General features: G+C 63.8%; 7 protein-coding genes. 3 read left to right on the top strand and 4 right to left on the bottom strand.

Annotation, left to right across the window (positions count from 1 at the left end; genetic code table 11):
• Positions 1-8: 8 nt before the first annotated feature.
• Positions 9-3128 carry a hypothetical protein gene (locus IM701_RS12805; protein ID WP_193827145.1) on the top strand — a complete coding sequence of 1040 codons (3120 nt, stop codon included), beginning with the start codon at positions 9-11 and terminating at the stop codon, positions 3126-3128.
• Positions 3129-3292: 164 nt separating this feature from the next.
• Here IM701_RS12805 and rpoH read toward each other — a convergent pair whose 3' ends face one another.
• Both rpoH and IM701_RS12815 read right to left on the bottom strand, forming a co-directional pair.
• The gene (gene rpoH, locus IM701_RS12810) at positions 3293-4192 is read right to left on the bottom strand and encodes an RNA polymerase sigma factor RpoH (protein ID WP_039331710.1); all 900 of its coding nucleotides are present in this window, start codon (positions 4190-4192) and stop codon (positions 3293-3295) included.
• 111 nt (positions 4193-4303) lie between these two features.
• Positions 4304-5296, bottom strand: coding sequence for an RluA family pseudouridine synthase (locus IM701_RS12815; RefSeq protein ID WP_193827146.1), 993 nt, complete (start codon positions 5294-5296; stop codon positions 4304-4306).
• Positions 5297-5482: 186 nt separating this feature from the next.
• Between IM701_RS12815 and IM701_RS12820 the strand changes: the two genes are divergently transcribed.
• Positions 5483-6001: a hypothetical protein gene (locus IM701_RS12820; RefSeq protein WP_156452182.1), complete on the top strand. Its 519-nt coding sequence runs from the start codon at positions 5483-5485 to the stop codon at positions 5999-6001.
• Between the two features lie 137 nt (positions 6002-6138).
• Positions 6139-6747 carry a hypothetical protein gene (locus IM701_RS12825; RefSeq protein ID WP_193827147.1) on the top strand — a complete coding sequence of 203 codons (609 nt, stop codon included), beginning with the start codon at positions 6139-6141 and terminating at the stop codon, positions 6745-6747.
• Between the two features lie 822 nt (positions 6748-7569).
• Here IM701_RS12825 and clpB read toward each other — a convergent pair.
• Both clpB and IM701_RS12835 read right to left on the bottom strand, forming a co-directional pair.
• A complete protein-coding gene (gene clpB, locus IM701_RS12830; protein ID WP_193827148.1) occupies positions 7570-10149 on the bottom strand; it encodes an ATP-dependent chaperone ClpB in 2580 nt (859 codons plus the stop codon).
• A 223-nt stretch (positions 10150-10372) separates the two neighbouring features.
• A complete protein-coding gene (locus IM701_RS12835) occupies positions 10373-11992 on the bottom strand; it encodes a M28 family metallopeptidase (protein WP_193827149.1) in 1620 nt (539 codons plus the stop codon).
• Between the last annotated feature and the right edge of the window lie 189 nt (positions 11993-12181).

The following is a 12181-nucleotide window of genomic DNA, read 5'->3' on the forward strand; positions in this document are numbered from 1 at the left end:
ACCAACCTTTGAGCGCAATCCAAGACTTCGTCACCGTTGCCATCCCCTTCGGAGACAAGTCCGAATGGTGCGACGTGGACGACATCGAGCGCGAGATCGGCGAACTCGGCAATCCGGCGAACGAAGCCATGGCCAGCGCCCTGCGCCAGACCGGCGTGGTCCACTTCGCCAGCATCCATGCCATCCCGCCCGAAGCACCGGGAAAGCAGGCACATCTTGTGCTCGAGGCTACCGTCGACGGCGACGCCGGACGCGCGCTTGACCTGATCGCCGAGCATGCCGGCCCCTTGCTGCTCCCGGTGCTCAAGCTGACCAGCGGCATCGGCGCGGTCGGCGAAGTCCTGCCGCTGCTGCGTCGCCATGCCTACGGTATCAACCCCGCCGTCTTCCGCGTGCCCTGGATTGACCGCCGCCTGACCGGCCTGCCCTTCGTCGGTCTGCCGGGCCATGGCGTGCGCACCATCGACGAGAATCGCGCGATCGTCGCCAAGGCACGATCAATCATCGCGCGCGAGCGTGCCCGCTCCTCGCTCCACGGCCCGCAAAGCCTGTTCCGCGTCGTCGCGACAGAGCTGAAAGACGATCTCGCCAGGCTGGACGACCGCAAGCCACCCAAGCTCGCCTTCTGCGAGCGCGCCGACGCGCCGTGGCTCGATTTCGCCCGCTCACGCTGGACGCTGGGCTGGATCGGCAAGGGGCTTGCCAATGCGCAAGGGCTGATCTGGCCCCTGCTGGCGATCGGCTATGCCCTTGCGCTCCTGCTCGGTTTGGCAGGAGGCGCGACCGGCATCGCCCTGTTCAAGGGCGCCATTTTCCCCGCCCTGGTCATCGCACTGATGATTGTAGCGGCGGTGGCGTGGCTGCTGCGCCGCGACGAACTCGCCAACACGCCAGTGGATCGCACACCCTCTGCCGCCGCGCTCGGCGACATGATGGCGCGCGAGAACGCGCCCGGCGTCATCCCCAACCACATGGTCAGCGTCACCACGCTGCGCCGCGCGTGGGTGCGCCGCTGGACCCTGCCGCTTGCCTTCACTGCCGTCGCCATCATGGCCAGGATCGGGGTGATGCGAAAAGGCTTCCTCGCCACCATCGGCACGATCCACGCCGCGCGCTGGGTCGTCCTGCCCGGCACCCGCCAGCTGGTGTTCTTCTCGAACTACGATGGCAGCTGGGAAAGCTACCTCGAAGACTTCATCACCAAGGCCTCCGAAGGCGTCACCGCCGTGTGGAGCAACGCGGAGGGCTTTCCCTCCACGCGCCTGCTCTTCTTCAAGGGCGCCGAGGATGGCGACCGCATGAAGCGCTATGCGCGCTGCTCGATGCGCCCCACCCCGTTCTGGTTCGCCGCACACCCCGATCTTTCGACCACCGCCATGCGCAAGCATGCGCTGATCGTCAGCGGGTTGCTCTGCAAGGACCGCCTCGAAGCCAACCCCTCCGACGCCGAAGCCTGGCTCGACCTGTTCGGCTCGATTCCCCGGCCCGATTACGGGTTGCAGTACGAGGAAATCCAGACGCTGATGTTCGGCGGGTTGAAGCGCCACCCGCACAGCCGCGTCGCCGCCCTGAACTTCGGCGAGCCGCGCCGTGAAGGCAGCGCCCATCCCTATGCCCACGTGCAGAAGTGGCTCGCAGGCCTGATTGCCGAGGATCTCGTCTCGTTCGGTGACAAGCCGCCGCAGGACTTCGTCTGCAACATCGCCTTCTCAGCCGCCGGCCTGCGCCTGCTCGGGCTGGACAAGGAACTGGCGCTCGAAGGTCCCGGCACGCAGCAGGGATTCCCGCCGGCCTTCTCGCTCGGCATGGCCCACGCCAGCCGCAAGCGCGCGCTGGGCGATCCCGAGCAGCTCGAATGGTGCGACGACGATACCCACGTCGTCCTGCTGCTCTACGCCAAGGACGAACTCGCTGCGCAGAAGTTCGCGCAGATCGTCAGCGATGCTGCTGCCATCGGCATTACCGAGAAAGCCTCGATCCGCACGGGCCTGAAAGCCTTTGATCTCGAACGCTTCAAGGAGGCATGGAGAACCAGCGACGACAGCGTTTCCAAGCCGGCCGAGGGCGCGGAATTCGTCCATGCCCAGTCTAGCAACGACGATCTCTCCGAAGAACCCTTCGGCTTCGTCGATGGCGTCTCGCAACCACTGGTGCGCGGCTTCCCCGGTCGCCACGGCGCGCCCGATCCGGTCCATGGCGTCGAACCCGGCGAGTTCATCCTCGGCTACACCGACAACCGCGGCTACTACCCGCCTTCCCCGCTGGTCGAGCGCCGCATGGACAGCCTGGGCATGTTGCCCGAAGTCCTCCTGCCCTCGCCCCCGCCCGACCAGCCGACACAGTACCCCGATTTCGCCGATCAGGGCGCCCGCGCGCGCGATTTCGGCCGCAACGGTAGCTATCTGGTGATCCGCCAGCTGGCGCAGGATGTCGAGGGTTTTCGCAAGCAGCTCGATGAAAAGGCGCACGAGATCTGCCGGCAGCCCGATGTCATCAACCCGCATAACGGCAACATCCACCGCACACGCGAATGGATTGCTGCCAAGATGCTCGGCCGTTGGCGTGATGGCTCGGCGCTGATCGACAATCCCTTCCACCCGGCAATGAAGAGCGGGGTGGACGCGATGCGGAAGAACGATTTCCTCTACAAGGACGCCGATCCGCAAGGGCTGCGCTGCCCCTTCGGCAGCCACGTCCGGCGCACCTTCCCGCGCGACAGCCTCGCCCCGACCGAGCCGGTGGAGCTGTCAGTCAGCAACCGCCACCGCCTGCTCCGCCGAGGCCGCCCCTATCTCGATCAGGACGGCGACACCGCCCGCGGCACGCTGTTCATGGCCTTCAACGCCGATCTCGAACGCCAGTTCGAATTCGTCCAGCAAACTTGGCTCGCCTCGCCCACCTTCCACGGCCTCGAATGCGAACCCGATCCCTTCGCCATGCACAAGGGCCCGACCGAAACCGCCGACCAGCGCTTCACCATCCTCGGCCGCAATGCCCCGCTCGAGCTATGCCCCGTCCAGCGCTACGTCACCCTGCGCGGCGGCGGCTACTTCTTCCTCCCCGGCCGCCACGCCCTGTGGTTCCTGGCAGGCGCGGCGCTGGATACGGACCGGCTGCATATGTCGTGAGCCCCCCGGCCCCACCCTCCGCTCGTCCTGAGCCTGTCGAAAGACGCTGGGCCAAGCAGCATGCTTCGAAAAAGCTCAGCACGAGCAGACAGGGGAACCAGAAGCACAAACAAAAACGGCCGGGCTTACCACCCGGCCGCTTCGTATGACTCATGCAACCCGCGTCAGGCCGGCAGCAGCTTGCGCTCCACCGCGATCCGCTGGATCGCCTTCTGCAGCTTCTCGAACGCGCGCACCTCGATCTGGCGGACGCGTTCGCGGCTGACGTTGTAGACTTGGCTAAGCTCTTCCAGCGTTTTCGGCTCGTCGACCAGACGGCGATCCGTCAGGATGTGCCGCTCACGCTCGTTCAGGCTGTCCATCGCCTCGACCAGCAGCTGGTGGCGATAGCTAGCCTCCTCGGCGTCGGCCACGGTCTCGTCCTGCAGCGGGCGGTCGTCGGTCAGCCAGTCCTGCCACGAACCCTCGCCGTCCTCGCGCATCGAGACGTTGAGCGAAGCATCGCCACCCATCATCATGCGCCGGTTCATGTTGACCACTTCCTGCTCGGGCACGCCGAGGTCGGTCGCGATCTTGCGCACGTCGTCAGGATGCAGGTCAGAATCCTCGAACGCCTCGAGGTTCTTCTTCATCCGGCGAAGGTTGAAGAACAGCTTCTTCTGCGCCGCCGTGGTGCCCATCTTGACCAGGCTCCACGAGCGCAGGATGAACTCCTGCATCGAAGCCTTGATCCACCACATCGCGTAGGTGGCCAGACGGAAGCCCCGGTCGGGCTCGAACTTCTTAACGCCCTGCATCAGGCCGATGTTGCCTTCGGAGATCAGCTCGCTGACCGGCAGGCCATAGCCGCGATAGCCCATGGCGATCTTCGCCACGAGACGCAGATGGCTGGTCACCAGCTGGGCGGCAGCTTCGGGATCCTGGTGTTCCTGGAAACGCTTGGCGAGCATGTATTCCTGCTCAGCCGTAAGCACGGGGAACTTGCGGATTTCCGAGAGATAGCGGTTGAGGCTGGCTTCCCCGCCAAGGGCAGGTACTGTCACAGCGTTTCTTTCCTCACTCACCTGAACACGTCCTTTCTTCGCGTCGGTTCCCAATTGACGGCCCCCTGATGGGCGACCGGCGGCGGGACCACTCAAACGGAGCCTCCTCGCGGACGACTCCAAAGTCCTTCATTACAACATCGCCAGTACCTTTGCATCATGCCCTTCAGCGCAGAGTTCGACGATGAGTTCCCGCATATCGACGGGCGTCGGGCTGGCGAAATGATGGGTCGCACCGGTAACGGGGTGAATGAACCCCAGTTCCGCCGCATGCAGCGCCTGGCGATGAAACCCGAGCCGCTGGAGCAGCGGCCGAAGCTTTGAAGGTGTGCGTCCATAGACAGGATCACCCAATAGCGCATGGCCGATTGACGCAAGGTGAACGCGCACTTGGTGGGTTCTCCCGGTCTCGAGCCGGCACTCCACCAGCGCCGCCCCATCGAGCGCCGCCCCATCGAGCGCGGCCAACGTCCGGTAATGCGTCACCGCGTGCTTCCCGCGACCGTCCTCCACCAGCGCCATCTTCTTGCGATCGTGGCTCGACCGCGCAATCGCTCCGCGCACCGTCCCCGCTGGCGGCACTGGCAGCCCCGCGGTCACGCATTTATAGGCACGCACGATCGAATGGTCGGCAAACTGCTTGGCCAGTCCCTCGTGCGCCACGTCGGTCTTGGCGACGACCAGCAGCCCCGAGGTATCCTTGTCGATCCGATGCACGATCCCCGGCCGCGCCACCCCGCCGATGCCCGAAAGCTGCCCCCGGCAATGGTGCAGCAGCGCATTGACCAGCGTGCCATCGAGATTCCCCGCCGCCGGATGGACGACCAGCCCCGCCGGCTTGTCCACCACGATCAGCGCCTCGTCCTCATAGACGATGCTGAGCGGAATATCCTGCGCAATGGCTTCAGCAGGCGCGGCTTCAGGCACGCGGATCTCGAACGAAGCACCCTCGGCAACCTTCACCGAAGCCTGCGACACCACCCTGCCCGAAAGACTGACTCGCCCCTCGCCCAGCAAAGCCTTCACCCGCTCGCGCGAAAGCCCCGAAGCATCGGCCAGAGCCTTGTCCAGCCGCTGCCCGCCCGCCGCGACGGTTCCGGAAATGATCGTATCAGCAGCCCCCATTCGCAGGGATATGGGGAGGACAGGGGCAGGCCACAAGGCGTTAGCTGCGTATCGATTCTGATCAGTGCAATCGGTTATGCTCAGTCTCGAACGTTGGAATTTTCGTAAAATGCTCCCAGAATTCCCCTCGACGATGACAGCTTTCGCCCTTACGATTTCAGCATTAATCACATCAGAGTAAAGACGATGGATCGTCACAAAATTGGAATGATACTACAGAAAATTATACCTTATATTGGAATAATATCTATTGCATCAACAGCCTGGGCCAGTCCTTCCGAGCGAATTGGAAGCAATGAACAAAGAGGCACGCCTGAGCTTGCGCGATCAGCTCTCTTTCATCTTGATGGTGTTTCCGAGGACGTTGCGCGCGGTGATCTGATTGACTGCATGGCAGCTGCTTCTGGCGCACTATCTCAGTATAGTCGATCAGCCGCGAGTGGCGAGTATGGCTTGATCGGATCTCTGATTGGAGGGCTGCTCGGCGGGGCAAAGACCAACCGCTTGCGCAACGCGTCGCTGCAAAAGTGCATGGTGCTTCGGGGGTATAAGCTCTTCCTCGTCGATGAACCCACATGGCAAGCAACGTTGAAGATTTCCGATCCCTTGAGGTTGAAGCCGGGCAAGAATCAGTCGGTCATCGTAGACGCTCTTGCGGCTTTTGCGTCGACGCCACTTCCCGACAACGCAGCCTTCCAATCATGAGGCGTCTAGTTTTTACGCTTTGCACCAGCGCTTTGGCGTTGGTCCCAGCCTTCCCGACGCGAGCCGAACGACCTGTAACTCTTGAACAATTCAGGTACTCGGCCGACCAAGGCTATATCCTTGTATGGGTCGGCCCAATGAAGGGGCGCAAGACGTTCCCGGGCTGGCTCGATTTCATGCAGATTTCTACAGAGACTGGTCTTACAACAAGGACCGACAACGGTGAATTGCGGACCATCAATGCGAGAGCGATCAAGGATGCAGCCGCCGTCTACGACGAGTCCAAACCTTCGGTCACTCGCGATGACTCCGGGCTATTCCTGATACCGGTTAAGCCCGGCCGCTGGGTCGTTGGAGGCGCAAACGGTACAGCACTCACCCTCGGCAGCTATGCTTTCAATGTGCCAGTGGGTGCGGTGACTTATCTCGGAAAGGTGATCGTAGGCAATGAGGATGGGTCGAGCCAAGTACCTGAGATCAGGGCCAGAGCAGAGTCGCCAGAAACCTCGCTGATAAAGCGGTCCGCGCTTATGTTCACCACTATTGTGTTCTCGTATCCAAAGCTCTCCGATGTACCTCACGATGCCCTACCAGCATCAGCAAGTGACCGCCTGATTGCCGCAGAGATCGAAAAAAATGTGCGCTTCAACAACTATCTGGGTGGTGTCATAAATCGAGCTGCAGATTTGGGACCAATGCCGCACGCAGATCCCGTTTCGAGAGTGAAGGGAGATAGTGACCGATAATGCCATCAATGTTTACTGCGATCGCAGTTACGTTCTCTCTTCGCAGTTGACATTGCACCTTGACAAAACGAACCATATAGGTTATACACCCCACCCACAGGTCAGGAGAGGGCAAAAGGCCAACCCGCTCCTCTCCCTTCGGAGTCCGGCACATCGTGAAGGACCTCCGGCGCGATCGGTGCGGCAGGCGCGCAGCGGGTTCAACGAGGGGCGTAAAGCCCAAGGCCCACCGGGCAAACCCTGCCGTTACCCAAGGACAGACAGGACAACCCAGGGCTGATAGCACGGCGCCGAACCCTGAGCGACGCTGCGGATGCGGAACCCGCCATGATTGTGCGACTGTGTCAGCACAAACGACAGGTTCTTTTCACGCAGCCGCTTGCCAGAAGCCAAGGCAGTACGCGAGCCGCTGCCAAGGCTTCGTCCTTTCGCATGTGTCCGCCCTCAGGCTGAGCCGACAAGGGGTTCGGAACCGCCCCCCGGCCACTCGCAACCGGTCCCGCGCCCCATCCCTTGCGTGCCAAACGGCACCGCACCGGTCGCGCGATCTGCAAGCTTCCAACCGGCGTAACCGTCCGCATTCGCCAGCGGATGATCTGCCCTGTCGCGCGTCACCGCTCATCCTGAGCTTGTCGAAGGATGCCCACCCCGATCCCCTCCAGTTTACGGGAGGGGGGATGAAAGGGCAGCGCCTGACTCCTGCCATCCCGCAGGCGGGAGGGCCGCGAGACTTCCTGAACGCAGTGAAGCTAGTCGCAGCGGGGTGGGCAAATCAGTGCCGCGCCAAGGAAAAAGGGGCCACCGCAGCAGCCCCTTCCCCGATCACTCCACGATGAACGTCAGCGCCCCGTCGCCCTCGTCGATCCGCACGGTCGAGCCGTCCGGCACCTCGCCGCCCAAGAGCTTCTCGGCCAGCGGGTCCTGCAGATAGCGCTGCACCGCCCGCTTCAGCGGACGCGCGCCATAGACCGGATCGTAGCCGACGCGGCCCAACCAGCGCTTGGCCGCATCGGTCAGGTCGAGCACGATCTTGCGGTCCTTGAGCAGGCTCGCCACCCGGCCGACCTGGATGTCGACGATCGGCGCCATGTGTTCCTGGCCCAGCCGGTGGAACAGGATGATCTCGTCCAGCCGGTTGAGAAACTCGGGCCGGAAGTGCCCGCGCACGATATCCATGACCTGCGGTTCGACCGAGGCGACGTCCTGCCCCTCTTCCAGATTGGCGAGGTACTGGCTGCCGAGGTTGCTGGTCAGGATGATCAGCGTGTTGGTGAAATCCACCACGCGGCCCTGCCCGTCGGTCAGGCGGCCATCATCAAGCACCTGCAGCAGCACGTTGAACACGTCGCCGTGCGCCTTCTCGACCTCGTCGAACAGCACGACCTGATAGGGCCGCCTGCGCACAGCTTCGGTCAGAACGCCGCCTTCGTCATAGCCGACATAGCCCGGAGGCGCGCCGATCAGGCGGCTGACGGAGTGCTTCTCCATGAACTCGCTCATGTCGATGCGCACCATCGCGCTGTCGTCGTCGAAAAGGAAGCCGGCCAGCGCCTTGGTCAGCTCGGTCTTGCCCACGCCCGTGGGGCCGAGGAACAGGAAGCTGCCGAGCGGACGGTTCGGGTCCTGCAACCCGGCCCGCGCGCGGCGCACGGCCTTGGACACGGCCAGCACCGCGTCCTTCTGCCCGATCACGCGCTTGCCCAGCACCTCTTCCATCTTGAGCAGCTTCTCGCGCTCGCCTTCCATCATGCGGTCGACGGGCACGCCGGTCCACTTGCTGACGACGGCGGCGATGTCCTCGGCGGTCACCTCCTCGCGCAGCATGGCATTGGCGCTCACGCCCTGTGCTTCGGCCAGCTGCCGCTCAAGCTCGGGAATGCGGCCATAGGCAAGCTCCCCGGCCTTCGCCAGGTCCCCATTGCGCTGCGCCACTTCCAGCTCGCTGCGCGCGGCATCGAGCGCTTCCTTGACCTTGCCCTCGGCGGCGATCTTGTCGCGCTCGTTCTGCCAGCGCGTGGTCAGCTCGGCCGATTGCTGCTCAAGGTTCGCCAGTTCCTCGCGCAAGGTCGCCAGCCGGTCCTTCGACGCGGCGTCGGTTTCCTTGGCCAGCGCCATCTCCTCGATCTTCATCTGGATGATGCGGCGGTCGAGCTTCTCGATCTCCTCGGGCTTGCTTTCCACTTCCATGCGGATGCGGCTCGCCGCCTCGTCCATCAGGTCGATAGCCTTGTCGGGCAGGAAGCGGTCCGAGATATAGCGGTTGGACAGCGTCGCCGCCGCCACGATCGCATTGTCGGCAATGCGCACGCCGTGGTGCAGCTCGTACTTGTCCTTGATGCCGCGCAGGATCGAGATCGTGTCCTCCACGGTCGGCTCGCCCACGAACACCGGCTGGAACCGCCGCTGCAACGCGGGGTCCTTCTCGACGTACTTCTGGTACTCGTCGAGAGTCGTCGCGCCGATGCAGTGCAGTTCGCCGCGGGCGAGCGCAGGCTTGAGCAGGTTGCCCGCATCCATTGCGCCTTCGCTCTTGCCCGCCCCGATCAGGGTATGCATCTCGTCGATGAACAGGATGATCTGCCCTTCGGCGCCCTTGACCTCGTCCAGCACGGCCTTCAAGCGCTCCTCGAACTCGCCGCGATACTTCGCCCCCGCGATCAGGCTGCCCATGTCGAGCGCCATCAGCGTGCGGTCACGCAGCGAATCCGGCACGTCGCCATTGGCGATGCGCAGCGCGAGGCCTTCGGCGATCGCGGTCTTGCCCACGCCCGGTTCGCCGATCAGCGCCGGATTGTTCTTGGTGCGGCGGGCGAGGATCTGCACGGTGCGGCGAATCTCCTCGTCGCGGCCGATCACCGGGTCGAGCTTGCCCTCGCGCGCGGCCTCGGTCAGGTCGCGGGCATACTTCTTCATCGCGTCATAGGCGTTTTCGGCGCTGGCGCTGTCCGCCGTGCGCCCGCCACGAAGCTGCGTGATCGCCGCTTCGAGCGCCTGCGGCGTGACATTGGCAGCCTTGAGCGCCTGCCCCGCCGAGGTCGTGGTGGCGAGCGTCAGCGCGACGAGCATGCGCTCGACGGTGACGAAGCTGTCGTTGGATTTCGCGGCAATCTGCTCGGCGGCATCGAGCACGCGCACGGCATCGTTGTCGAGCCCCGGCGTCTGCTGCGCACCGGAACCCGACACCGCCGGAATCTTCACCAGCGCCTTGTCGACTTCGGTCTGCGCCAATGCGGCATTGCCGCCCGCGCGCTGGATCAGCCCGCTGGCCATGCCCTCGCTGTCTTCCAGCAGGGCCTTGAGGATATGGTCCGGCGTGATCCGCTGATGGTTCATGCGGATCGCAACGGTCTGCGCGGCTTGCAGGAAGCCCTTGGCGCGGTCAGTGAATTTCTCGAGGTTCATGGTGTTGAACATCCTCCTGTTGCGCAGAACATGGTGTGGCTTTTACGCAACACAAGGGTCGCGCCGACGAAAAAGCTACACCGTTCGACAGGGGTAGTTCCTTGATCGGGAGCAAGGACAGGAACCTGCTCCCCCACGCAGGCCGGGGCCTCGGTCGGTTTACGCGAACCTTCGTTAACACCGCCGAGGTTCCCGCCTGCGCGGGGACGCCAAAGGTTCCGGCCTACTTCACCGGATCGGCCGCCTTCGCAGCCTTGGGCGCGAATTCCTTGCCGAAGAAGCTGCCTGCGTACCACTTCGGCCGCTCGGCCCCGTTGGCGAGCCCCATCACGGTGTAGTAGTTGACCTTGGCGAACAGCGCACCGGCATCCCAGTTGAACGGCAGCTTCAGGTCGTCGCTCGGCTGGTGGTAGTGATCCTTCAGGAAGCTGCGGAAGGCCTTTTCGCCCGGCCCTTCGAAGCCGGTCATCATGAACACCGCGGGCACGCCCTGCTGCACGAAGCGGTAATGGTCCGAGCGGGTGAACAGCCCCTCCTCGGGCATCGGATCGGGCGAGAGCTTGATCCCCGCCTTTGTCGCCGCTTCGGCCACGACCTTGCCCATCGTCGAATTTTCGGCACCGAAGGCCACGACATCACTGAACATGTAGGTCAGCACCGGCATGTCGAAGTTGACGAGGCCTGTAACCTCACCCTTCACGACCGGGTTGCGCGCCAGATAGTCGGAGCCGATCAGACCGCCTTCCTCCCCGGTCAGCGCCGCGAACATCACCGAACGGCGGGGCTTCTCCTTCGCCACGGCACGCGCCACCTCGATCATCGTCGCCACGCCCGAGGCATTGTCCATGGCGCCGTTGTGCAGCGTGTCCTCGCCTTTCCCATGCACGCCGATGTGATCGAGATGCGCGGTCATGGCGATGAACTCGTCCGCAACCCGCGGGTCGCTTCCCGGCAACATGGCAACCACGTTCTCGCTGACCACGTCCTTCCACGTCTGCGCATAGGACAGGCTGGCGCGAGCTTTCATGGCAAAGCCCTTGGGCTTGCCGCCGGTCCTGTTGGCCTCTGCAAGAATCTTCGCCAGCGGCTTGCCAGATGCGGCGAACAACGGCGCGGCAGCATCGGGGTTGAGCGTCGCCCCGCCCTTGATACCCGGCGTGCGGCTGAAGGCCCTGCCATCAGCGCCGACCCAGCCCTTGGCCGGATCATCAGAGATCGCCACGCGCTTGTCCCACGGGCGGCGGGCGGTATCCTCGATCGTCGGCACGCTGATCACGCCGATCGCGCCGCGCTTCATCGCCATCATCGCCTTGTCGGAATTGAGGTGCGCGCCAAGCTCGCTCGGCGTGCCCTTGGGAAAGCCGGTCAGCACGACGACGATCTTGCCCTTTACGTCGAGGCCCTTGTAGTCGTTGAATCCAAGGTCCGGGCGGTCGAAACCGAAGCCTGCAAACACAAGCGGCGCTTCGAACGACACCTTGGCGTCGGTCAGGCTGGGCCGCACCAGCAGTTGCGCCGTATCGGACAGCACAGTCTCCTTGCCGCCATAAGTCAGCGCGAGCTTCGGCGCGCCATCCAGCCTTGCCTCGCGCACCGTCAGCTTCTGGAAGAATGAGCCATCGGCGGCGGCAGGCTTGAGCCCCAGCGCAATGAACTGCGAGGCAACGTAACTGGCGGCGATGTCGTAACCGCGGCTGCCGGTATCGCGCCCTTCCAGCAGATCGTCGGCCAGGAAGGTCACGTGCGCACGCACGGCCTGCGCATCGAACACCGGCTCCTCGGCCAGGGCAGGAACTGCTGCGCCAGACAGCAACAGCGCAGAAACAAGCAGCTTGACGTTCATCGGTCTCTCTTTGTCGTTTGTCGAAACGGATCGCGTGGCACCTGCCCATTGGGCACGCTCCACTTGCGCGCGCGAGCATGGGCACTAGAAAGTTTCCAATCAAACCAAATCTGGGAGCTGTGGCTAAGCCGACATTCAGGCTGGACCTGCTCTTCGACCTCGCACAACCCCCGCAGCGCGCCTGTCCGC

The organism is Novosphingobium sp. ES2-1 (genome assembly GCF_015169775.1).
Classification (GTDB): Bacteria; Pseudomonadota; Alphaproteobacteria; order Sphingomonadales; family Sphingomonadaceae; genus Novosphingobium; species Novosphingobium subterraneum.

Excerpts from the sequence above, each read along its gene's own strand:
- IM701_RS12815 (WP_193827146.1), bottom strand. The coding sequence starts at position 5,296 with ATGGGGGCTGCTGATACGATCATTTCCGGAACCGTCGCGGCGGGCGGG.
- IM701_RS12820 (WP_156452182.1), top strand. The coding sequence starts at position 5,483 with ATGGATCGTCACAAAATTGGAATGATACTACAGAAAATTATACCTTAT.
- IM701_RS12825 (WP_193827147.1), top strand. The coding sequence starts at position 6,139 with ATGAAGGGGCGCAAGACGTTCCCGGGCTGGCTCGATTTCATGCAGATT.
- clpB (WP_193827148.1), bottom strand. The coding sequence starts at position 10,149 with ATGAACCTCGAGAAATTCACTGACCGCGCCAAGGGCTTCCTGCAAGCC.
- IM701_RS12835 (WP_193827149.1), bottom strand. The coding sequence starts at position 11,992 with ATGAACGTCAAGCTGCTTGTTTCTGCGCTGTTGCTGTCTGGCGCAGCA.